The organism is Escherichia sp. E2586 (genome assembly GCF_005781105.1).
Lineage (GTDB): Bacteria > Pseudomonadota > Gammaproteobacteria > Enterobacterales > Enterobacteriaceae > Escherichia.
Window position 1 is genome coordinate 317,280 of the sequence record NZ_VATN01000009.1, and the last position, 23,726, is coordinate 341,005.

The following is a 23,726-nucleotide window of genomic DNA, read 5'->3' on the forward strand; positions in this document are numbered from 1 at the left end:
AAAATAAAAAGCCTGTCTCATCAGGCGTAATTGTCGCAGCCAGTCTGGACACGGCCAGCGCGGAGAAACCGGAGCGTACTTAAGTACGTGAGGATTTCGAGCACTGCCCGGGACCAAAATGGCAAGTAAAATAGCCTGATGGGATAGGCTCTAAGTCCAACGAACCAGTGTCACCACTGACACAATGAGGAAAACCATGTCACATCTCGCAGAACTGGTTGCCAGTGCGAAGGCGGCCATTAGCCAGGCGTCAGATGTTGCCGCGTTAGACAATGTGCGCGTCGAATATTTGGGTAAAAAAGGGCACTTAACCCTTCAGATGACGACCCTGCGTGAGCTGCCGCCAGAAGAGCGTCCGGCAGCTGGTGCGGTTATCAACGAAGCGAAAGAGCAAGTTCAGCAGGCGCTGAATGCGCGTAAAGCTGAACTGGAAAGCGCAGCGCTGAATGCGCGTCTGGCTGCGGAAACTATCGATGTTTCCCTCCCTGGTCGTCGTATCGAAAACGGAGGCCTGCACCCGGTTACCCGCACTATCGACCGTATCGAAAGTTTCTTCGGTGAGCTTGGCTTTACCGTGGCAACCGGGCCGGAAATCGAAGACGATTATCATAACTTCGATGCTCTGAACATTCCTGGTCACCACCCGGCGCGCGCTGACCACGACACTTTCTGGTTTGACGCTACCCGCCTGCTGCGTACCCAGACCTCTGGCGTACAGATCCGCACCATGAAAGCCCAGCAGCCGCCGATTCGTATTATCGCGCCTGGCCGCGTTTACCGTAACGACTACGACCAGACTCACACACCGATGTTCCATCAGATGGAAGGTCTGATTGTTGATACCAACATCAGCTTTACCAACCTGAAAGGCACGCTGCACGACTTCCTGCGTAACTTCTTTGAAGAAGATTTGCAGATTCGCTTCCGTCCTTCCTACTTCCCGTTCACCGAACCTTCTGCAGAAGTGGACGTCATGGGTAAAAACGGTAAATGGCTGGAAGTACTGGGCTGCGGGATGGTGCATCCGAACGTGCTGCGTAATGTTGGCATCGATCCGGAAGTTTACTCCGGTTTCGCCTTCGGTATGGGGATGGAGCGTCTGACCATGTTGCGTTACGGCGTCACCGACCTGCGTTCATTCTTCGAAAACGATCTGCGTTTCCTCAAACAGTTTAAATAAGGCAGGAATAGATTATGAAATTCAGTGAACTGTGGTTACGCGAATGGGTGAACCCGGCGATCGATAGTGATGCGCTGGCGAATCAAATCACGATGGCGGGCCTGGAAGTTGACGGTGTAGAACCGGTTGCCGGTAGCTTCCACGGCGTGGTCGTTGGTGAAGTGGTTGAATGTGCGCAGCATCCGAATGCTGACAAACTGCGAGTGACCAAAGTCAATGTCGGTGGCGATCGCCTGCTGGACATCGTCTGCGGCGCGCCAAACTGTCGTCAGGGCCTGCGTGTGGCGGTAGCAACTATTGGTGCTGTACTGCCGGGCGATTTCAAAATTAAAGCCGCGAAACTGCGCGGTGAACCGTCTGAAGGGATGCTGTGCTCCTTCTCTGAGCTGGGTATTTCTGACGATCATAACGGTATTATCGAACTGCCTGCGGATGCGCCAATTGGCACCGACATCCGTGAATACCTGAAACTTGATGACAACACCATCGAAATCAGTGTGACGCCAAACCGTGCAGACTGCTTAGGCATTATCGGCGTAGCGCGTGATGTTGCCGTGCTGAACCAGCTTCCGCTGGTTGAACCGGAAATTGTCCCGGTTGGTGCAACCATCGATGACACGCTGCCGATTGCGGTAGAAGCGCCGGAAGCCTGCCCGCGTTATCTTGGCCGCGTAGTAAAAGGCATTAACGTTAAAGCGCCAACTCCGCTGTGGATGAAAGAAAAACTGCGTCGTTGCGGGATTCGTTCTATCGATGCAGTGGTTGACGTCACCAACTACGTGCTGCTCGAACTGGGTCAGCCGATGCACGCTTTCGACAAAGATCGCATTGAAGGCGGCATTGTGGTGCGGATGGCGAAAGAGGGCGAAACGCTGGTACTGCTCGACGGTACCGAAGCGAAGCTGAACGCTGACACCCTGGTCATCGCCGACCACAACAAGGCGCTGGCGATGGGCGGTATCTTCGGTGGCGAACACTCTGGAGTGAATGACGAAACGCAAAACGTCCTGCTGGAATGCGCGTTCTTCAGCCCGCTGTCTATCACCGGTCGTGCTCGTCGTCATGGCCTGCATACTGATGCTTCTCACCGTTATGAGCGTGGTGTTGATCCGGCACTGCAGCACAAAGCAATGGAACGTGCGACCCGTCTGCTGATCGAAATCTGCGGCGGTGAAGCTGGCCCGGTTATCGATATCACTAACGAAGCAACGTTGCCGAAGCGTGCGACCATCACTCTGCGTCGTAGCAAATTGGATCGTCTGATCGGCCATCATATTGCCGATGCACAGGTGACTGACATTCTGCGTCGTCTCGGCTGTGAAGTTACCGAAGGCAAGGACGAGTGGCAGGCTGTTGCACCGAGCTGGCGTTTCGACATGGAGATTGAAGAAGATCTGGTCGAAGAAGTGGCGCGTGTTTACGGCTACAACAACATCCCGGATGAACCGGTGCAGGCGAGCCTGATTATGGGGACTCACCGTGAAGCCGATTTGTCACTCAAGCGCGTGAAAACGCTGCTCAACGACAAAGGCTATCAGGAAGTGATCACCTATAGCTTCGTTGATCCGAAAGTGCAGCAGATGATCCACCCGGGCGTTGAAGCCTTACTGCTGCCAAGCCCGATTTCCGTTGAAATGTCGGCAATGCGTCTTTCTCTGTGGACCGGTCTGCTGGCAACTGTAGTGTACAACCAGAACCGTCAGCAAAACCGTGTGCGCATTTTTGAAAGCGGTCTGCGCTTCGTGCCAGATACGCAGGCGCCATTGGGCATTCGTCAGGATCTGATGTTAGCCGGTGTGATTTGCGGTAACCGTTACGAAGAGCACTGGAACCTGGCAAAAGAGACTGTTGATTTCTATGATTTGAAAGGCGATCTTGAATCCGTTCTCGACCTGACCGGTAAACTGGCTGATGTTGAGTTCCGTGCAGAAGCGAATCCGGCACTGCATCCGGGACAATCCGCAGCGATTTATCTGAAAGGTGAACGTATTGGTTTTGTTGGGGTTGTTCATCCTGAACTGGAACGTAAACTGGATCTTAACGGTCGCACTCTGGTGTTTGAACTGGAGTGGAACAAGCTCGCAGACCGCGTGGTGCCTCAAGCGCGCGAGATTTCGCGCTTCCCGGCGAACCGTCGTGACATCGCGGTTGTGGTTGCAGAAAACGTTCCCGCAGCGGATATTTTATCCGAATGTAAGAAAGTTGGCGTAAATCAGGTAGTTGGCGTAAACTTGTTTGACGTGTACCGCGGTAAGGGTGTTGCGGAGGGGTATAAGAGCCTCGCCATAAGCCTGATCCTGCAAGATACCAGCCGTACACTCGAAGAAGAGGAGATTGCCGCTACCGTCGCCAAATGTGTAGAGGCATTAAAAGAGCGATTCCAGGCATCATTGAGGGATTGAACCTATGGCGCTTACAAAAGCTGAAATGTCAGAATATCTGTTTGATAAGCTTGGGCTTAGCAAGCGGGATGCCAAAGAACTGGTTGAACTGTTTTTCGAAGAGATCCGTCGCGCTCTGGAAAACGGCGAGCAGGTGAAACTCTCTGGTTTTGGTAACTTCGATCTGCGTGATAAGAATCAACGCCCGGGACGTAACCCGAAAACGGGCGAGGATATTCCCATTACAGCACGGCGCGTGGTGACCTTCAGACCCGGGCAGAAGTTAAAAAGCCGGGTCGAAAACGCCACACCCAAAGACGAGTAATCTGATCTAACTAAAAAGGCCGCTCTGCGGCCTTTTTTCTTTTCACTGTCGAAGAGTCACCGTAAAATCAACGGAATGACACTTCAGCAGAACGGATACCATGCTGACACTTGCCCGCCAACAACAGCGACAAAATATTCGCTGGTTATTATGTCTGTCAGTTTTGATGCTGCTGGCGCTTCTCTTAAGCCTTTGCGCTGGTGAACAATGGATTTCACCTGCCGACTGGTTCACTCCTCGTGGCGAACTGTTCGTCTGGCAAATTCGCCTGCCACGTACCCTGGCTGTATTGCTGGTTGGCGCGGCGCTGGCGTTATCAGGCGCGGTCATGCAGGCGCTGTTTGAAAACCCTCTTGCGGAGCCGGGGCTGCTTGGCGTCTCTAACGGCGCTGGAGTGGGGCTTATCGCCGCTGTATTGCTCGGACAAGGGCAGTTACCGAACTGGGCGCTGGGGCTGTGTGCGATTGCTGGCGCGCTTATTATCACCTTAATTCTCTTGCGTTTTGCCCGCCGTCATCTTTCAACCAGCCGATTACTGTTGGCTGGTGTTGCGCTGGGTATCATCTGTAGCGCGTTAATGACGTGGGCCATCTACTTTTCCACGTCTGTTGATTTACGCCAACTGATGTACTGGATGATGGGCTGCTTTGGCGGTGTGGACTGGCGGCAAAGTTGGCTGATGGTGGCCTTGATTCCGGTGTTGCTGTGGATTTGCTGTCAGTCCCGACCAATGAATATGTTAGCGCTGGGTGAAATCTCGGCGCGACAACTGGGGTTACCACTGTGGCTCTGGCGGAATGTACTGGTCGCGGCTACCGGTTGGATGGTCGGTGTCAGTGTGGCGTTGGCTGGCGCTATTGGGTTTATTGGCCTGGTTATCCCGCATATTCTGCGGCTGTGCGGATTAACCGATCACCGGGTATTACTTCCCGGCTGCGCGCTGGCAGGTGCTACTGCGTTGCTGCTTGCCGATATTGTTGCTCGACTGGCGCTGGCTTCCGCAGAGTTACCGATTGGTGTGGTCACCGCCACCCTGGGGGCGCCGGTGTTTATCTGGTTATTGTTAAAAGCAGGACGTTAGCCGCATAAAGACGGTCTATGATTAAAAGCTAAGATTTTTACTGACCTTATCCAGGAGACACGATGCAAGATCCCATTCTGACCACCGTAGTGAAGACGATTGACGGGGAAGTGACCACGCTGGAGAAATATGCCGGTAATGTGCTGCTAATTGTTAATGTCGCTTCAAAGTGTGGCTTAACGCCGCAATATGAACAGTTGGAGAACATCCAGAAAGCCTGGGCCGATCGTGGTTTCGTCGTGCTGGGATTTCCGTGCAACCAGTTCCTTGAACAAGAACCAGGTAGTGATGAAGAAATTAAAACTTATTGCACCACCACTTGGGGCGTGACGTTCCCAATGTTCAGTAAAATTGAGGTCAATGGCGAAGGGCGTCATCCGCTATATCAAAAATTGATTGCCGCAGCGCCCACGGCGGTGGCACCGGAAGAGAGCGGTTTCTACGCGCGAATGGCCAGTAAAGGCCGTGCGCCACTGTACCCTGATGATATTTTGTGGAATTTTGAAAAGTTTCTGGTGGGTAGAGACGGAAAGGTCATCCAGCGTTTTTCCCCGGATATGACGCCGGAAGATCCTATTGTAATGGAAAGCATTAAACTGGCGTTGGCAAAATAATGTCTATTGTGATGCAGTTACAGGATGTAGCGGAATCAACCCGCCTGGGGCCGCTTTCTGGCGAGGTCCGGGCAGGGGAGATCCTGCATCTGGTGGGTCCGAACGGCGCGGGCAAGAGCACCTTGCTGGCGCGAATGGCGGGGATGACCAGTGGTCAGGGAAGCATTCAGTTTGCAGGTAAACCACTGGATACCTGGCCCGCAACAAAACTCGCCCTGCATCGCGCCTATCTTGCACAACAACAGACGCCGCCGTTTGCTATGCCAGTCTGGCATTACCTGACCATGCACCAGCACGATAAAACGCGAACCGATCTGCTAAATGATGTCGCAGGGGCGTTGGCCCTTGATGACAAACTCGGTCGAAGCACCAATCAACTATCCGGTGGTGAATGGCAACGTGTCCGTCTTGCTGCTGTGGTGCTACAAATCACGCCGCAAGCGAATCCGGCAGGTCAATTGCTTCTCCTTGATGAACCCATGAACAGCCTTGATGTTGCCCAGCAAAGCGCGTTAGATAAAATTTTGAGCGCACTCTGTCAGCAAGGCGTGGCGATTGTGATGAGCAGTCACGATCTTAACCACACATTGCGTCACGCGCATCGGGCGTGGTTACTTAAACAAGGAAAACTGCTTGCCAGTGGGCGGCGAGATGAAGTACTAACACCGCCGAATCTGGCCCAGGCTTATGGCATGAGCTTCCGTCGTCTGGACATTGAAGGTCACCGAATGCTGATTTCGACCACCTGATTTCATTAGCATCTTGAAAAACGGGTAATTTCGACGCTAAATTAATGCAAGAATAAAAAACAGAGGATTCGTACGGAATGCGTTTCTGCCTAATTTTAATTACAGCACTGTTTCTGGCCGGGTGTAGCCATCATAAAGCGCCGCCGCCAAACGCCAGGCTTTCTGACTCCATTACTGTCATTGCCGGTTTGAACGATCAACTACAGAGCTGGCATGGTACGCCGTATCGTTATGGCGGCATGACTCGACGTGGAGTGGACTGTTCTGGTTTCGTGGTTGTGACGATGCGTGACCGTTTCGACTTACAGTTGCCACGCGAAACAAAACAACAGGCCGCTATCGGTACCCAAATTGATAAAGAAGAATTGCTGCCAGGCGATCTGGTCTTTTTCAAAACAGGTTCCGGGCAAAATGGTTTACACGTGGGTATTTACGATACCAACAATCAATTCATTCACGCCTCTACCAGCAAGGGGGTGATGCGTTCTTCCCTCGATAATGTCTACTGGCAGAAAAATTTCTGGCAGGCGAGACGAATCTAGTATCTCAATAAATGGACGGTGCTGATACCGCACCGTCTGTTAACTCCTGAATACAGTAGTATTTTGCAGACAAAAATACCGCAAATGGAATATTCGTTTATACTCAGGATAATCTAAAAAAAGGACCCCTGAAAAAGTGGTTAACATGGAACAAATGAAAGTTATTCCCTCTGTATTTGTTATGCCTTATGGCCTCAAACTTTTTATCTGGATGTTGAAAAAAATCCGAAGAGAGGGGCTGTTACCATGAAGGTCTTACTGGAGAATCTTTATCATTCTGATTACTATTTTCTACCGATAAGAGACAGCCAACAAAATCTTGTTGGGGTTGAGTTAATAACCCATTTCTCCAGTGACGATGGTACGGTGCGCATCCCGACGACACGGGTTATTGCACAACTTTCAGAGGAGCAGCATTGGCAATTATTTGCCGAAAAGTTGGAATTACTAAAATCATGCCAACATTTTTTTATTCAACATAAACTCTTTGCCTGGATTAATTTAACGCCACAAGTAGCAAAGTTATTATTAGATAGGGATAATTACGCAAGCAAACTATTAAAAATTCCCTTTGCTGAATTGATGATTAATGAAAATTATCCTCATCTTAATGAGGGAAAAGATAATTATGAACTTTTGCACTTATCGCAAATTTTTCCATTGGTTTTGGGAAATTTGGGTGCGGGCAACAGTACAATGAAGGCTGTTTTTGATGGGCTTTTCACTCGCGTCATGCTGGATAAAGGTTTTATTCAGCAACAAATAGTCCATAAATCTTTCGCGCCTTTTATTCGTGCGCTCCATGCGCAAATTTCACCTTGTTGCAATTGTATTATTGCTGCTGGTATTAATACACCGGAGATGTTGGCGCAGATGGTGCCGTTTGGTTTCCATGCTTTTCAGGGATGCTTGTGGCCCGCAGTTCCCGTTAGCCAGATAACAACGCTGGTCCAGCGATAACCCTCTTGTTTGCTGGTGTTTAAGACGAGAGTAACCGTCTACACTATCAAACAGGAGGATCTATGACCCTGTCTTTTATTACCCGCTGGCGTGATGAATTGCCGGCAACATATACATCGCTTTCCCCTACGCCTTTAAATAATGCCCGGTTGATTTGGTATAACGCCGAACTGGCTAATACGCTGGGTGTTCCATCGTCGCTGTTTGAAAGTGGCGCGAGTGTCTGGGGCGGCGAAACTTTACTGCCGGGCATGTCGCCACTGGCCCAGGTCTACAGTGGCCACCAGTTTGGTGTCTGGGCGGGGCAGCTTGGCGACGGGCGCGGTATTTTACTCGGCGAGCAACAGTTTGCCGACGGCACCACCATGGACTGGCATCTGAAAGGTGCGGGACTGACGCCTTATTCGCGGATGGGCGACGGACTTGCGGTTTTACGTTCAACAATTCGCGAAAGTCTTGCCAGTGAGGCAATGCATCACCTTGGCATTCCGACGACACGCGCCTTAAGCATTGTTACCAGCGATACGCCGGTTTACCGGGAGACGGTCGAATCAGGAGCGATGCTGATGCGCGTAGCGCAGAGTCATTTGCGATTTGGCCACTTTGAACACTTTTACTATCGTCGGGAACCGGAAAAAGTTCGCCAGCTGGCTGACTTCGCCATTCGCTATTACTGGCCGCATCTTCAGGATGAAGAGGATAAATACCGCCTCTGGTTTACCGATATTGTCGCACGTACGGCTTCGTTAATCGCCAGCTGGCAGACAGTCGGTTTGATGAACACGGATAACATGTCGATTCTCGGGCTGACGCTGGATTATGGTCCATTTGCTTTCCTCGATGATTATGAACCGGGCTTTATTTGTAATCACTCTGATCATCAGGGACGTTACAGCTTTGATAATCAACCTGCCGTTGCGTTGTGGAATTTACAGCGTCTGGCGCAGACATTGTCGCCGTTTATCACTGTCGACGCGTTAAACGAGGCACTGGAAAGCTATCAACAGGTTTTGTTGACGCATTATGGAAAACGTATGCGGCAGAAGCTGGGCTTTATGACGGAGCAAAAAGAGGATAATGCGCTACTGAATGAATTGTTCAGTCTGATGGCGCAAGAGCGCAGTGATTATACTCGCACATTCCGCATGTTAAGCCTGACCGAGCAGCACAGTGCGGCTTCACCGCTGCGCGATGAGTTTTTTGACCGCGCGGCGTTTGATGACTGGTTTACGCGTTATCGGGCGCGCTTGCAACAAGACGGAGTTGCCGATAGTGAACGTCAGCAACTGCTGCAGAGCGTCAATCCTGCGCTGGTATTGCGAAACTGGCTGGCACAACGCGCTATTGAGGCGGCAGAAAAGGGCGATATGACAGAATTACAACGTCTGCATGAAGCGTTGCGAAATCCTTTCAGCGACAGGGATGATGACTATGTCAGTCGTCCACCTGACTGGGGTAAACGGCTTGAAGTCAGCTGCTCGAGTTAAAGGCTACTTGGTCAACAGCAGCTTGCCAGCCTGAGTTTTACGGAGCAGATATTCTTGCCCGTCATGATCGATAATCAGTTTGCCATCAGGACCTAACAGTGTCTGGCTGGTAATTCGCCGAATGGGCTGCGGGGAAGCGGTCTTATGATTGGCATCCGTTTCAGGCGTGAGTTTTCTGCTATCCGTATAACGCATAAAAATTAATAATAATTGATATAACAATGATTCTTATTATCAATATTATGGCAAACCAGAGCAAGCAGTAATTTGTTGAGAAGACAACAAGTTGCGCAGAAATGCCCATTCCGTCAGGAATGGGCACGCATTCAGAAGCGGGAATCTACCGCAGAGGCGAGTTTTTCGACCAGGCGTTCAGTATCTTCCCAACCTAAACAAGGATCGGTAATCGACTGACCGTAGGTGAGCGGCTGACCGCTGACGATTTTTTGTGTACCTTCGCGCAGGAAACTTTCTGCCATAATTCCGGCAATTGCCGTGGAGCCATTGCGGATTTGCTGGCAAACATCTTCACAGACTTCTAACTGACGGCGGTGCTGCTTCTGGCAGTTACCGTGGCTGAAATCAACCACCAGATGTTCAGGTAAATCAAACTCGTGAAGCGTATCGCAGGCTGCGGCGATATCATCGGCATGGTAGTTCGGTTTTTTGCCGCCACGCATAATAATATGGCCGTATGGGTTGCCGCTGGTCTGATAGATGGTCATCTGACCGTTTTTGTCTGGCGAGAGGAACATATGGCTGGCACGGGCTGCGCGGATAGCATCCACGGCAATCCGCGTGTTGCCATCGGTACCATTTTTAAAACCTACCGGACAGGAGAGCGCTGACGCCATTTCACGGTGGATTTGGCTCTCGGTGGTACGTGCGCCAATTGCGCCCCAGCTAATTAAGTCAGCAATAAACTGACCGGTCACCATATCGAGGAACTCGGTCGCGGTGGGAACGCCCAGTTCATTTACCTGCAACAGCAACTTACGTGCCATTTCAAGGCCGTGATTAACGCGATAGCTGCCGTTTAAATCCGGATCGGAGATGAGTCCTTTCCAGCCAACAACGGTACGCGGTTTTTCAAAATAGGTGCGCATTACAATTTCCAGTCGTGACTGGTACTGGTTGCGCAACGCCTGCAGACGGGTGGCATACTCCATGGCAGCGGTCAGATCGTGGATCGAGCAGGGTCCAATAATGACCAATAGCCGCTTGTCTTCACCGTTCAGTATTTTTTCAATTCTGCGGCGGGAATCAATGACATGGTTGGCGACGCCAGGCGTTACGGGATACCGTAGCGCGAGTTCGGCGGGCGTTACCAGGCTCTCGATACGCGCAGTACGGAGTTCGTCAGTTCTGTTCATTACAAGTCTCAGAAATTTGTTGCTTCAACGGCAGGACTACCGGGAAGTGATGCGCATCACGATAAACCAATCGCAGCTGATTTCAAGTGCGAGGTGTGTCACACCTCGCCGGGTGGTTAGCATGATAACAAAAAAATAGGCTAATGCACTAGTTCTCTAGTACATTCGACGGCTTAGGCCCATGATATCGAGGATCTTGGTGGCAATCTCTTCTACCGAATAATTGGTACTGTTAATCCACGGGATCTGATTTTTACGGTACAACGCTTCCACTTCCGCAACCTCCATCCGGCACTGGCGAAGCGAGGCATAGCGACTGTTCTCCCGACGCTCTTCGCGAATCGCCGCCAGACGCTCAGGGTCGATAGTCAGTCCGAACAATTTATGCTGAAGCGGTTTGAGCGACGCGGGCAGCACCAGATTATCCATGTCATCGGCAATAAAGGGATAGTTTGCCGCGCGGATACCAAACTGCATCGCCAGATACAGGCTGGTGGGGGTTTTACCACAACGAGAGACACCGAGCAGGATCACCTGAGCCTGGTCCAGATTGCGCAACGAAATGCCGTCGTCATGGGCGAGGGTGTAATCAATCGCCGCAATGCGCGCATCATATTTATTGAGATTATTAGGGTTCAGGCCATGGGTACGATGAGCAATCGGCGTCGGGTCCAGTTTCATCTCTTGTTGTAGCGGGGCAACCAGCGCCTGCACAATATCCTGGCAAAAACCTTCGCTTTGCAAAATGATGGCGCGGATTTCCGGTAGCACAATGGAGTAAAAAACCAGCGGGCGCACACCTGTCTGGTGATAAATTGCGTCAATCTGATCCTTCACCGCCCGAGCACGGCTCTCATTTTCGACAAACGGCAGCGTAATGCTGCTGATAGTAACGGGAAATTGTGACATCACTGCGTGTCCTAATACCTCCGCAGTTATAGCCGTACCATCAGAAATATAAAAAACGTGGCGATCAACAGCATTATCCATTTTGTTCTTCCCGTGATGCAGACATAATTCTATGAAAGCATAAATTAAAAACGTACAGAAGCGTAGAAGGTTATGCCTGGTTTATAAAATGAACCTTCAATTTTATATTTTATGAAAACAGCATTTCATTTTTACGCTTTCGTTTATACCGATGGTTTATGTGGAAATTACTGAAGATAGCGAATTTGCGCAACGCAGGGATCTGTCTTAAAAAGTAAAAAAATATATTTGCTTGAACGATTCACCGTTTTTTTCATCCGGTTAAATATGCAAAGATAAATACGCAGAAATGTGTTTCTCAAACCGTTCATTTATCACAAAAGGATTGTTCGATGTCCAACAATGGCTCGTCACCGCTGGTGCTTTGGTATAACCAACTCGGCATGAATGATGTAGACAGGGTTGGGGGCAAAAATGCCTCCCTGGGTGAAATGATTACTAACCTTTCCGGAATGGGCGTTTCCGTTCCGAATGGTTTCGCCACAACCGCCGACGCGTTTAACCAGTTTCTGGACCAAAGCGGCGTAAACCAGCGCATCTATGAACTGCTGGATAAAACGGATATTGACGATGTTACCCAGCTTGCGAAAGCGGGCGCGCAAATCCGCCAGTGGATTATCGACACTCCCTTCCAGCCTGAGCTGGAAAACGCCATCCGCGAAGCCTATGCACAGCTTTCCGCCGATGACGAAAATGCCTCTTTTGCGGTGCGTTCCTCCGCCACCGCAGAAGATATGCCGGACGCCTCTTTTGCCGGTCAGCAGGAAACCTTCCTCAACGTTCAGGGTTTTGACGCCGTTCTCGTGGCAGTGAAACATGTCTTTGCTTCTCTGTTTAACGATCGCGCCATCTCTTATCGTGTGCATCAGGGTTACGATCACCGTGGCGTGGCACTCTCCGCCGGTGTTCAGCGGATGGTGCGCTCCGACCTCGCATCTTCTGGGGTGATGTTCTCCATTGATACCGAATCCGGCTTTGACCAGGTGGTGTTTATCACTTCCGCATGGGGCCTGGGTGAAATGGTCGTGCAGGGCGCGGTTAACCCGGATGAGTTTTACGTGCATAAACCGACACTGGCAGCGAATCGCCCGGCTATCGTGCGCCGCACCATGGGGTCGAAAAAAATCCGTATGGTCTACGCGCCGACCCAGGAGCACGGCAAGCAGGTTAAAATCGAAGACGTACCGCAGGAACAGCGTGACATCTTCTCGCTGACCAACGAAGAAGTGCAGGAACTGGCAAAACAGGCCGTACAAATTGAGAAACACTACGGTCGCCCAATGGATATTGAGTGGGCGAAAGATGGCCACACCGGTAAATTGTTTATCGTGCAGGCGCGTCCAGAAACTGTACGTTCTCGCGGTCAGGTGATGGAACGTTATACGTTGCATTCACAGGGCAAGATTATTGCCGAAGGCCGCGCTATCGGTCATCGTATCGGCGCGGGTCCGGTGAAAGTCATTCATGACATCAGCGAAATGAACCGCATCGAACCTGGCGACGTGCTGGTTACTGACATGACCGACCCGGACTGGGAACCGATCATGAAGAAAGCGTCTGCCATCGTCACCAACCGTGGCGGTCGTACCTGTCACGCGGCAATTATCGCTCGTGAACTGGGTATTCCGGCGGTAGTGGGCTGCGGTGATGCGACCGAACGGATGAAAGACGGTGAGAACGTCACCGTTTCTTGTGCCGAAGGCGATACCGGTTACGTCTATGCGGAGTTGCTTGAATTCAGTGTGAAAAGCTCCAGCGTGGAAACCATGCCGGACCTGCCACTGAAAGTGATGATGAACGTCGGTAACCCTGACCGTGCGTTTGACTTTGCCTGCCTGCCGAACGAAGGCGTGGGCCTTGCGCGTCTGGAATTTATCATCAACCGCATGATTGGCGTTCACCCCCGCGCACTGCTTGAGTTTGATGACCAGGAACCACAGTTACAAAATGAAATTCGCGAGATGATGAAAGGCTTCGATTCTCCGCGCGAATTTTACGTTGGCCGTCTGACCGAAGGGATCGCGACGCTGGGCGCCGCGTTTTATCCGAAACGCGTGATTGTCCGTCTTTCTGATTTTAAATCCAATGAATACGCCAATCTGGTGGGTGGTGAGCGTTACGAGCCGCATGAAGAGAACCCGATGCTGGGCTTCCGTGGCGCGGGCCGCTACGTTTCTGACAGCTTCCGCGACTGCTTCGCACTGGAGTGTGAAGCGGTGAAACGTGTGCGCAACGACATGGGACTGACCAACGTAGAGATCATGATCCCGTTCGTGCGTACCGTAGACCAGGCGAAAGCAGTGGTTGAAGAACTGGCTCGTCAGGGGCTGAAACGTGGTGAGAACGGGCTGAAAATCATCATGATGTGTGAAATCCCGTCCAACGCCTTGCTGGCTGAGCAGTTCCTCGAATATTTCGACGGTTTCTCAATTGGCTCAAACGACATGACACAGCTGGCGCTCGGTCTGGACCGCGACTCCGGCGTGGTGTCTGAATTGTTCGATGAGCGCAACGACGCCGTGAAAGCACTGCTGTCTATGGCGATCCGTGCTGCGAAGAAACAGGGCAAGTATGTCGGCATTTGCGGTCAGGGACCGTCTGACCACGAAGACTTTGCTGCATGGTTGATGGAAGAGGGGATCGATAGCCTGTCTCTGAACCCGGACACCGTGGTGCAAACCTGGTTATGCCTGGCTGAACTGAAGAAGTAAATAAAAACCCGGCGGCGTTTTGTCGCCGGGTCCATTTCTATATCCACACCTTTTATCAACCTACTTCGGGCAAACGCGCTCGTGCAATATAAAAAGCTTCCGGGCATCATCTGAATAATTGGCTGGTGTTCTTTCTGATTTTAATTCGTTTGCGATCCTCTCCACAGAATAATTCTCGATACTGTTTTTTCTCAAAGCCGAATGTGACCACTCGTCAATTTCCTTAAGCATATGCGTAATTTTTTCATCCAGAGTTCGTTGGATTGCACGAAGTCACTGGCGAGTCCCGTTTTTATACTGTCTTCAACCACAGCATAAAAAGGGATATGGATATGAAAAATTACCGCACCGTTATTCAGACATAAGCGCAGATTATGTAATTCAGAGAATTTATTCGAACTAAAACCGATTTTCTGATTTGTCTGGCTGTACAGAAAACAGGATAAATTCCCTCCGCGAGCGGAGGGAAACAGCTACAGGGATTGCATATGAGTTGCTATTTGAAAGTCCTGATTTGTGCGATTGTCGCACTCGCAATATGGTTTTCCCCCGTCCCTGACGGATTAACACCCTTAACCTGGCACATTCTGGCCATATTCATCACCACTGTGGTGGCGTTTATTCTGCAACCGTTGCCGGTAGGCGCTATCGCGTTAATAGCCATCAGTTTTATTATGCTGACCGGCATGATGAAAACCAGCGAAGCCTTAAAAGGTTTCAGCAGCACCACGGTATGGCTTATTGTCGCCGCATTCCTGTACGCGAAAGGATTCATCAAAACGGGGTTGGGGCGGCGTATCGCCTATTTGCTGATTCGCGGATTTGGCGGCAGCTCGTTACGTCTGGGTTATACATTGGCGCTAAGCGATATGATTATCGCGCCCGCAACGCCATCAAACACAGCGCGAGCAGGGGGAATTTTGTTCCCGATTGTTCGCAGTGTCTCTAACAGCTTTGGATCTGAACCGGATCAAGGGCCGCGTAAAATTGGCGCTTATCTGATGCAGACGGTGTTCCATTCCAACTGTCTCTCATCCTCGATGTTTATGACGGCCAGCGCGCCAAATGCACTCATTGTATCTCTGGCGGCCAGCACCTTATTTGTCGATATCTCATGGGGGATGTGGACGCTAAGCGCACTAGTGCCGGGCATTATCGCTTTTATCACTATGCCGTTGGTCATTTACAAACTCTACCCGCCAGAGATCAAAAAGACGCCAGAAGCCAAAGCGTTGGCACAGGAAGAACTTATCAAAATGGGGCCGGTAACCCGAGATGAGCGCGTGACGATTGGCATTTTCCTGCTTTCATTATTGGCCTGGAGTACATCGAAATGGACTGGTCTGGATGCGACCGCTGTCGCGCTTTCCGGCGTCTGTTTAATGTTGATGACCCGGATTATCACCTGGCAGGATGTGCAGTCAGAGAAGGGGGCCTGGGACATTCTGGTCTGGCTGGGCGTCATGATTTGTATGGCAGATAAGCTCAATCAGCTTGGCCTGTTCAAATGGTTCGCCGTCACAACCTCGGCTCTGTTCACCGGCATTCCCTGGGAAATAACACTGACGGTTTTGCTGATAGTTTACTGCTATTCCCACTATTTCTTTGCCGGAAGTACGCCGCATGTAGTGGCGATGTATGCCGCTTTTGGCAGCGTCTCGGTTGCTGCAGGCGCGCCGCCGATGATGGCTGCTCTGTCACTGGCGTTCGTCACTAACCTGATGAGCGGCATTTCGCATTATGGCAACGGACCCGCAGTCATCTATTACGGCGCTGGCTATGTCTCGCAACGAGAATGGTGGCGGCTGGGCTTTATCGTCATGTTGTTGAACATTGTCATCTGGTTCGGACTGGGGGCGGTGTGGTGGAAAATTCTTGGCCTATGGTAAGTGGCCTGCGGCAAACATCAATCAAGGAATAGTGTATGAACTTAAAAGATATTCAGGTGGCTATCGTCGGCAAATTAAGCGACCGCTTAATGGCTAAAGTTGAATCTACCTTCACCGCATATCGCCTGTGGGAACTGACCGACGCAGACGCTTTTTACACGCAGATCGCGCCGGATATTAAGGCGCTGGTGACCAGTGGTAATCCGGTAATGGGAGCTTCTCGGGCGCTAATTGAAAAATTTCCGAATCTGAAGATTATTGCCAGCAATGGTGTGGGCTATGACCCTATTGATATCGTGGCAGCCAGGGAGCATGGCGTTATCGTCACCAACACCCCTGGCGTGCTTAATGACTGTGTTGCAGACATTGGCATGGCGTTGTTACTCAATGTTGCCCGACGTATTAACATTGCCGATCGTTATGTTCGTGACGGTCGTTGGCCAAACGAAGGGCGTTTCCCGATGGCGACGAAAGTGAGTGGTAAACGTTGCGGAATTGTTGGTCTGGGGAACATTGGTAATGCTGTAGCCCGCCGTGCAGCAGCATTTGAAATGGAAATTCACTATTTCGACCCAAAACCGCATAACAAACCTGAATGGACGGCGCATGATTCGCTGGTTTCTCTGGCGCAAGCGGTGGACTTCCTCGTTCTGACGCTGCCAGGCGGGGTAAGTACACGCGGCGTTATCGACAAAACTGTGCTGCAGGCTCTGGGGAAAACCGGACATTTGATCAGTATTTCCCGGGGATCAGTGGTGAACGAAACCGATCTGATTGATGCTCTGCAAAATAACATCATTGCTGGTGCGGCACTGGACGTTTATGCCAACGAACCACATGTGCCAGAACAATTAATGTCGCTGGATAACGTTGTCCTGACGCCACATATCGCCAGTGGTACGAGCGAAACGTTTAATGCAATGGCAGATTTGGTTTTTGATAACTTACAGGCTTTCTTTAGCGGACAGCCAGTTATTACCCCTGTTACTCAATAAGGCGGGAAATATGATTTATGGTGATATCGCGTATCTTAGTGAACAACAAAAGCGGACATTTCATCCTGTCATTGCTCGTGTCATTGAGTATCTTTCACAGCATGAGCTGAATAGTGTTCCTGTGGGGGAGAAGGTTTTTATTCAGGATGACTCAATATTTTATACCGTGGTTGAACCGATGACTAAACCACTACATGAATGCCGACCAGAAGTTCATCGTAAATATCTTGATGTCCATTTCTTAATTGCCGGAGAAGAGCGGATTTGTGTGGATTTTGATGATGGAGAAAACTCGGTTGTAGAAAGCCACCTGGGCGACCGTGACGTTATTTTTTATGCTGATGAACGTATTAATGATCGGATAATCACGTTGACACCAGGACAGTTTGTGGTGGTCTTCCCGGAAGAGGTACATCGGGCATGTTATAAAGTCGATAACGTGGAGAAAATCAAAAAAACAGTCGTGAAAATCGACATGAGTTTATTATAGGCGGAGCTGGCTATGACAAAAATTGCCCTGGTGACAGGGGGAAGTAAAGGTATCGGCTACGCGGCAGCAAAGGCACTCTATGACATTGGATATACTGTTATTGTTGCCGCGCGTAACGAAGAAACCTTACAGCAATGTGCACAAGGTTTAGCCAAGGAACGCTTTATTCCTCTGGTTGCTGATGTCACGGATGAGTCCGCTGTCGTTGCACTATTTGCCGAGATTAAGGCTCGTTTTGGTCGACTGGATCTTTTGTTCAATAATGCGGGCAATAATAGTCCGGCAAAAAGTATTGAAGAGGTTGAGTTTACTGAGTGGACACGCGTGTTTAACGCCAATATTCACTCGACATTTTTGTGTTCGAAAGAAGCGATTAAAATCATGAAAGCGCAGCAGCCAATGGGAGGACGCATTATTAACAATGCGTCGATTTCCGCACTGACACCGCGCCTTTATACTGCGGCATACACGGCGTCGAAACATGCTGTTACCGGGTTGACCAAGGCCATTTCCCTTGATTGTCGCAAATTTAATATCGCTTGCGGGCAAATTAATATCGGCAATGCGGAAACGACATTATCGAATCGGATGCGTAAGGGCGTTTATCAGGCAGATGGCGCTATTAAAGCGGAAGATATGATGAATGTTGCTGATGTTGCAGCAGCCATTCAGATGATGGCCCAGTTGCCAGTAACCACGAACGTGCTGGAAATAACGATTATGGCAAATAATATGCCATATGTCGGACGTGGTTAATCGGGATTGAATAAAGCACCTTGCGTATAAGGTGCTTTATTATTTATGAATTATGCCTCAACGCATGTTTGTTCCAGCCGTTGAAGAATATCTTTGCGTAACAAAAATTTTTGTATTTTACCGGAGGCCGTGCGCGGCAGTTTTTCGATCACCACGATATGTTCAGGGTATTTATATTTCGCGACCCGTTTACGGCTAAAAAATGCCACTACATCTTCCAGCGATAATGAATGATGCGGCGCTTTCAGCACGACATAAGCGCATGAACGTTCACCTAAACGTTCATCGGGCATCGCAACCACACAGGCATCGTGAATTTTAGGATGCTGCAATAGAATATCTTCCACCTCACGGCTGCTAATATTTTCGCCGCCGCGAACAATAATATCTTTCTTGCGTCCGGTAATTTTTATATAGCCAGCCTCATCCATGCGGCAGAGATCGCCACTGTAATACCAGCCCTCTTCATCCAGCGCGCGAGCGGTTAATTCAGGTTCATCAAAATAACCCATAAACACATTAGGGCCACGCGAAGCCTCTTCACCTTCGCAACCTGGCGGTAAGGTCTTGCGTGCATCATCGACCACTTTAATTTCCACCCCAGCGGCAGCGTAACCATCGGTGTGCATAAAGCGCGACAAAGGATCGTCGAGATTCACCACTGCATGTGGCGAGCTTTCCGTGGAACCATAAACGCTTAATAATTTAATGCCGCGTTGCTGGCATTCACGCGCCACTTTTTTGGGGATCGTGGTGCCGCCGCAAAGAAAGAAACGCAGCGCAGAAAGGTCGGCAGGCTGTTTCTCAAGTAGATTCAAAAGGTCATAAACAAACGGCGTTGCGCCGAGCATACAGGTACAACGTTGTTGCTCAAGCAGCGAGAGACAGGCTTCCGGGGTAAAAATATCTAACAACACGCTGCGGGCGCCAATCAAAAACGGCGCTGTTACACCATGCAGAAACCCCGTCGCGTGACCGAGTGGTGCAGGCATCATAAAGACATCCAGCCAGGTCAGATTCAGCCGCGCGCAATAAGCCCGCTCGCTGGCGAGAATATTATTATGCGTTAGCATCACGCCCTTTGGCATGCCCTCAGTTCCGGAGGTAAATAGCACCGCCGCTAATTCATCGCCGTGGACCGATGTTGCGACGGCCAGCGGGGGATTGTCGGCAATAATCTGACTTAACGAGAGAGACGAGGTGGCGGGGGCCAGCTTATCCACGCCGACGATCTGTTGTAGTTGTGGAAGCTGATTTTGCAGTGGCAGGATTAAATCTACCGGACGCGTTTGTTTAAACAATGTCGGTGCAAAAAACATTTTTGCCTGACACTTATTGAGCACCCACACCAGTTCAGCTTCTCGCCAGGAAGGCAACAACGGCACGGAAACTGCACCGATTTTCAGGCAGGCAAGATAGATAACGGTAAATTCACACCAGCCAGGCAATTGAAAAGCGATACGATCGCCCGATTCAATACCGTTAGCCAGTAACCAGCTTGCCAGACAGTTCGCAGCGTGATCGAGTGCGCTATAGGTGTACGATTCGCCATGATTATCGACAACGGCTATTTTGTCTGGCATCGCGCATGCAGTCTGCCGCCAGTAGTCGGCCAGCGAAGCATCGCCCCACAATCCTTGTTGTCGATAGGCTGCACGACGCTGCGCGTTAAACGTTAATGTCACTTTCATTTTGAACTCTCGAAACAGAACGTCAGGCCCGATGTGCGGGCCTGTGGGAAGCGTAATTAGCCGTAACGGAAATCAATACCGAAGGTGCCTGCGGGGTATTGCCATTGTTCGAGAATAGTGTTGCCGCACAGCACCCGACAGGTGCCGCACTCCAGACAACCGGCGGAATCAAAATGAATGTTTCCCGCGTCATCCTGCTTATACAGTCCGGCAGGGCAGGCTTTCATTAATTTTTGAAATTCATTGATGTCGGGATTTGCCGCCAGAATGATATGTGGGTGGCCCTCATCAACATGGAATTTGTTGACGCCTAATTTGACGTCAACGTTGACCGTAGCGTTCTGGCTCATAGCGCGGTTGCCCCCTTAATGCCATCTTTCAGCAGATTAATCAGCCCGATTTTCTTCGCATGTCCGAGAATCATTTTTCGTACCGGCTGGTTTGGTTTGCCGTCAATAGTGAACATATCGTTCATGATATCGGCGACCATGCGCGGATACTGACTAAACAGGCGCGGGTTTTCCATCAGCGCTGGGATCTTGCGAAAATGCTGCATATCACGCATAACACAGCTTTGTTCCAGCTCGCGTTTGTATTGCGCCAGACTAGTGGCAGAAAAATCCGCGCGTTCTTTGGCGGCAATCACCGTTGTGGCAGCCGCCTGGGCCGATGCGATGGCTAAATCCATTCCGCGAACCGTAAAGCCCAGATTGAGGCAGAAGCCTGCGGCGTCACCGACGATCATCACACCATCGTTAACCAGTTGTGGCACCATTGCCAGACCGCCTTCCGGCACCATATGCGCGGAATATTCAAGCAGTTTGCCACCGCTAATCAGTGGGCGAATGGCGGGGTGCTGTTTAAAATCCTCCAGCATTTGCGGCACGCTTTTTTGCGCATGGGCGATATCACCCAATCCACAAACCAGACCCAACGATACGGAATCGTGATTGGTGTAGATGAATCCGCCGCCCATCAGACCGTCAGAAGGGGAACCGGCAAACAGCCAGGCGGCACCTTCATCGTCAGTGACGTTAAAGCGATCGTTGATTTGCTCCGGCGTGAGGCCAATGACTTCTTTAACGCCAACAGCGTAATGATGCGGATCGGAGGCGGGAACCATTCCCAGCGAACGGCCAAGCATTGAATTAACGCCATCAGCCAGAATCACCACATTGGCTTCGAGAATATCATCCCCGGCCTGGACGCCAGTGACCTTGTTACCTTCACGAACCAGCGCATCGACGCGAACGCCCGGGATAAACTGCGCACCCGCCTGTTCGGCTTGTTCCATCAACCACGGGTCGAGACGATTGCGCAATACGGTATAAGAAGCGTGTTGCGGAACATCTGGCTGCTCGTGGTGAAAATCGAGGGTAACGGCGCTCTCTTCGGTTAAGAAGGAGATTTTCTCGCGTGTGACTTTGCGCTCTACCGGCGCTGATGCAGCAAAGCCTGGAATGATCGCTTCAAGCGTGTGGGCATAAAGACGCCCGCCGGTCATATTTTTACATCCGGCACTGTCGCCGCGTTCGATCACCAGGACATCCAGTCCGGCTCGCGCCATGACCAATGCGGCAACGCTACCGGCAACGCCCGCACCGACCACAATGGCATCAAATTTGTCATCCGACATGCGTTATGCTCCCTTCCCGCTGTCTTCACAGCGGGAGATGTAGTTGAAAGGGAATTAGCGACTCAACTGGCTAATCAGGGCAGGGACGACTTTGTAGATATCGCCCACCAGACCGTAGTCGGCATAGTTGAAGATTGGCGCATTTTTATCTTTATTGATGGCGACAATCACTTTTGCGCCATTGCCGCCAACCATATGTTGGATCTGCCCGGAGATCCCCAGCGTCAGGTAGAGGTCGGATTTCAGCAACACGCCGGAGACACCGATATAACGTTCACGCTCCATCCAGTTCTCGCCTTCGGCAATCGGGCGTGAACAACCGACTTCAGCATTGAGTGCCGCTGCCAGTTCGTGGACCATTTTCAGGTCATCCTGTGCTGCCAGACCACGACCGACGCCGACCACGCGTTTTGCTTTGCTCAGGTCCACGCTGCTTGCCGCTTTCGCACGGCGTTCGCGACTAAGAATTTCATGACGCGGAGCAACGTAAGGCACAGTCTCAATCGGACACTGATGCGAGGCGTCACTGGTGCAAGGTTCCTGAACACCGGGCGCAAGGGTAATGATCGCCAGCGGGCTGTTGATCTTTTCCTGGGCGAACGCTAATCCACCATACATGCGGTGTTCGGCGCAAATGTGACCATCGACAATATCCACCGCCGTGGCATCGTTCACCAGCGCCGCATTCAGTTGCACACTTAACCGTGCTGCCAGCGCTTTACCGCGTTTCGTTGCGGCCAACAGCAACATAGAGGGGTGTTTATCTTTCAGCAGGGCAGCAATGCTTTCAGCGTAATTTTCAGTGCGTTGCAGAGCATCGTTTTGCTCAAGAACATAAATACATTTTGGACCATAAGGCATAACGGCCTGTGCCTGGTCGGTATTTTGTACAATGGCATACACCTGTTGGCCCCATTGCTGCGCGCCGCCAAACAGTTCGGCATAACGTTCAGGATTATCGCTAAAGACCCAGACGTTGTTTAATTGACTCATCGTTTCTTCTCCGTTGGCTTTAGTTCAGGGCTTTCTTCAGATGTTCCGCCAGCTCGGCAATGGCTTCCGGCGAATCGTTATCGAGAATGATGTGTTTGCGTTCTGTTTGCGGCGGTACGCGAACGCCGATCAGTTCAGCAAGCGGCGTGGCCTGGCTCCAGCCGATATCACTCGCCTGCCACTGATGTACCGTTTTTTTGCCCGCGCCGAGAATGGCTTTCATCGATGGAATGCGTGGCACGTTAATATCTGACGTGACGCACAGCACGGCTGGAACAGAGAGTTCGATCACTTCAACTTCATCTTCAAGCGTGCGTTCAATCACCAGTGTATTGCCCTGACGCTGAATAGCACTCACAGCATTAATCACCGGAAGTTGCAGAATTTCTCCGACCAGCAAGCCAACCTGCTGGGCATAAAGGTCGCCGGAACCTTCACCAAAGATCAGTAAATCGAAGCCGATTTTTTCAACTGCTGCCGCCAGCGCCTTTGCGGTATCGATAGGCAGTGCATGCTCAAGCTGGGCATCCTGCACCATGTACAGACAGTGCGGTCCGCGGGATAACACGTCTTTACGCACTTTTGAGTTCTGCAACAATGAACCGCCAACGGTCAGCGCGGCTATCTCATCATCATCCGTTGCAAGCTGGCTTGCGGCTTCAATGGCATTGAGATCGAACTGGCTAATTTTGGCGTCGGCATTGTCGAAATTGAGGGTGTACTCGGGAGTGACAACAATGTCCTGTTCTTCAGGCACCAGCTTAAAGCAGGTTATTATTTTCATGATTTCTCCTGTGGGTCGCATACGGAACCATCTCCGATGGAAGGTAAAAATGGTCTGAAAATAGTGTGCGATAGCAGGGCGGGGTTTTCGACGGAGCAA

Annotated in this window: 22 protein-coding genes; 14 read left to right on the top strand and 8 right to left on the bottom strand. The window is 50.8% G+C overall.

The genetic code is table 11. The features are described 5' to 3' along the window. The first annotated feature begins 196 nt into the window (after positions 1-196). The 9 genes from pheS (at position 197) to selO (ending at position 9,319) form a co-directional block, all read left to right on the top strand. Positions 197-1,180 carry a phenylalanine--tRNA ligase subunit alpha gene (gene pheS, locus FEK50_RS11470; protein WP_000018588.1) on the top strand — a complete coding sequence of 328 codons (984 nt, stop codon included), beginning with the start codon at positions 197-199 and terminating at the stop codon, positions 1,178-1,180. A 14-nt stretch (positions 1,181-1,194) separates the two neighbouring features. After that, positions 1,195-3,582 (top strand): phenylalanine--tRNA ligase subunit beta, encoded by a 2,388-nt coding sequence (gene pheT, locus FEK50_RS11475; protein ID WP_131161175.1) that lies wholly within the window; start codon positions 1,195-1,197, stop codon positions 3,580-3,582. 4 nt (positions 3,583-3,586) lie between these two features. Then, positions 3,587-3,886 carry an integration host factor subunit alpha gene (gene ihfA, locus FEK50_RS11480; protein WP_002440155.1) on the top strand — a complete coding sequence of 100 codons (300 nt, stop codon included), beginning with the start codon at positions 3,587-3,589 and terminating at the stop codon, positions 3,884-3,886. Positions 3,887-3,986: 100 nt separating this feature from the next. After that, a complete protein-coding gene (gene btuC, locus FEK50_RS11485; protein ID WP_131161176.1) occupies positions 3,987-4,967 on the top strand; it encodes a vitamin B12 ABC transporter permease BtuC in 981 nt (326 codons plus the stop codon). Between the two features lie 62 nt (positions 4,968-5,029). Further along, positions 5,030-5,581: a bifunctional thioredoxin/glutathione peroxidase gene (btuE, locus tag FEK50_RS11490; protein ID WP_130208280.1), complete on the top strand. Its 552-nt coding sequence runs from the start codon at positions 5,030-5,032 to the stop codon at positions 5,579-5,581. Beyond that, positions 5,581-6,330: a vitamin B12 ABC transporter ATP-binding protein BtuD gene (btuD, locus tag FEK50_RS11495; protein WP_130208278.1), complete on the top strand. Its 750-nt coding sequence runs from the start codon at positions 5,581-5,583 to the stop codon at positions 6,328-6,330. The genes btuE and btuD overlap by 1 nt, the downstream gene beginning before the upstream one ends. Before the next feature lie 77 nt (positions 6,331-6,407). Next, on the top strand, positions 6,408-6,872 hold the full coding sequence (locus FEK50_RS11500; protein WP_130208276.1) for an NlpC/P60 family protein: 465 nt from the start codon (positions 6,408-6,410) through the stop codon (positions 6,870-6,872). 246 nt (positions 6,873-7,118) lie between these two features. Further along, the gene (locus FEK50_RS11505; protein WP_130224663.1) at positions 7,119-7,832 is read left to right on the top strand and encodes an EAL domain-containing protein; all 714 of its coding nucleotides are present in this window, start codon (positions 7,119-7,121) and stop codon (positions 7,830-7,832) included. 62 nt (positions 7,833-7,894) lie between these two features. After that, entirely contained in the window at positions 7,895-9,319 is a 1,425-nt protein-coding gene (gene selO / locus FEK50_RS11510; protein ID WP_131161177.1) for a protein adenylyltransferase SelO, read from the top strand. Positions 9,320-9,322: 3 nt separating this feature from the next. Here selO and hemP read toward each other — a convergent pair whose 3' ends face one another. The 3 genes from hemP to ppsR form a co-directional block, all read right to left on the bottom strand. Further along, a complete protein-coding gene (gene hemP, locus FEK50_RS11515) occupies positions 9,323-9,514 on the bottom strand; it encodes a hemin uptake protein HemP (protein ID WP_001270810.1) in 192 nt (63 codons plus the stop codon). Positions 9,515-9,645: 131 nt separating this feature from the next. Next, the gene (gene aroH / locus FEK50_RS11520) at positions 9,646-10,692 is read right to left on the bottom strand and encodes a 3-deoxy-7-phosphoheptulonate synthase AroH (protein WP_131161178.1); all 1,047 of its coding nucleotides are present in this window, start codon (positions 10,690-10,692) and stop codon (positions 9,646-9,648) included. A 156-nt stretch (positions 10,693-10,848) separates the two neighbouring features. After that, on the bottom strand, positions 10,849-11,682 hold the full coding sequence (ppsR, locus tag FEK50_RS11525) for a posphoenolpyruvate synthetase regulatory kinase/phosphorylase PpsR (RefSeq protein WP_000368046.1): 834 nt from the start codon (positions 11,680-11,682) through the stop codon (positions 10,849-10,851). A gap of 332 nt (positions 11,683-12,014) precedes the next feature. On the opposite strand from ppsR, the gene ppsA reads away from it, so the two are divergent. From ppsA to FEK50_RS11550, 5 genes are all read left to right on the top strand, one after another. Further along, the gene (gene ppsA, locus FEK50_RS11530; RefSeq protein ID WP_135524360.1) at positions 12,015-14,393 is read left to right on the top strand and encodes a phosphoenolpyruvate synthase; all 2,379 of its coding nucleotides are present in this window, start codon (positions 12,015-12,017) and stop codon (positions 14,391-14,393) included. Between the two features lie 488 nt (positions 14,394-14,881). Next, the gene (locus FEK50_RS11535; protein WP_001278076.1) at positions 14,882-16,282 is read left to right on the top strand and encodes an anion permease; all 1,401 of its coding nucleotides are present in this window, start codon (positions 14,882-14,884) and stop codon (positions 16,280-16,282) included. 35 nt (positions 16,283-16,317) lie between these two features. Continuing rightward, complete coding sequence (locus FEK50_RS11540; protein ID WP_130208266.1) at positions 16,318-17,277, top strand: 2-hydroxyacid dehydrogenase; 960 nt, start codon at positions 16,318-16,320, stop codon at positions 17,275-17,277. 10 nt (positions 17,278-17,287) lie between these two features. Then, positions 17,288-17,767, top strand: a complete 480-nt coding sequence (locus FEK50_RS11545) for a YhcH/YjgK/YiaL family protein (protein WP_130218911.1) — start codon at positions 17,288-17,290, stop codon at positions 17,765-17,767. Positions 17,768-17,779: 12 nt separating this feature from the next. Then, complete coding sequence (locus tag FEK50_RS11550) at positions 17,780-18,523, top strand: SDR family oxidoreductase (protein ID WP_130208262.1); 744 nt, start codon at positions 17,780-17,782, stop codon at positions 18,521-18,523. A gap of 50 nt (positions 18,524-18,573) precedes the next feature. Here the strand turns inward: FEK50_RS11550 and fadK are convergent, their stop codons facing one another. The 5 genes from fadK to FEK50_RS11575 are packed head-to-tail and all read right to left on the bottom strand — an operon-like array spanning position 18,574 to position 23,627. Then, the gene (fadK, locus tag FEK50_RS11555; protein WP_130208260.1) at positions 18,574-20,214 is read right to left on the bottom strand and encodes a medium-chain fatty-acid--CoA ligase; all 1,641 of its coding nucleotides are present in this window, start codon (positions 20,212-20,214) and stop codon (positions 18,574-18,576) included. A gap of 56 nt (positions 20,215-20,270) precedes the next feature. Then, complete coding sequence (locus tag FEK50_RS11560; RefSeq protein ID WP_000081086.1) at positions 20,271-20,564, bottom strand: ferredoxin family protein; 294 nt, start codon at positions 20,562-20,564, stop codon at positions 20,271-20,273. Further along, positions 20,561-21,850 (bottom strand): FAD-dependent oxidoreductase, encoded by a 1,290-nt coding sequence (locus FEK50_RS11565; protein ID WP_131161179.1) that lies wholly within the window; start codon positions 21,848-21,850, stop codon positions 20,561-20,563. The genes FEK50_RS11560 and FEK50_RS11565 overlap by 4 nt, the downstream gene beginning before the upstream one ends. A gap of 54 nt (positions 21,851-21,904) precedes the next feature. Further along, entirely contained in the window at positions 21,905-22,843 is a 939-nt protein-coding gene (locus FEK50_RS11570; protein WP_131161180.1) for an electron transfer flavoprotein subunit alpha, read from the bottom strand. A gap of 19 nt (positions 22,844-22,862) precedes the next feature. After that, positions 22,863-23,627, bottom strand: coding sequence for an electron transfer flavoprotein (locus tag FEK50_RS11575; RefSeq protein ID WP_131161181.1), 765 nt, complete (start codon positions 23,625-23,627; stop codon positions 22,863-22,865). Between the last annotated feature and the right edge of the window lie 99 nt (positions 23,628-23,726).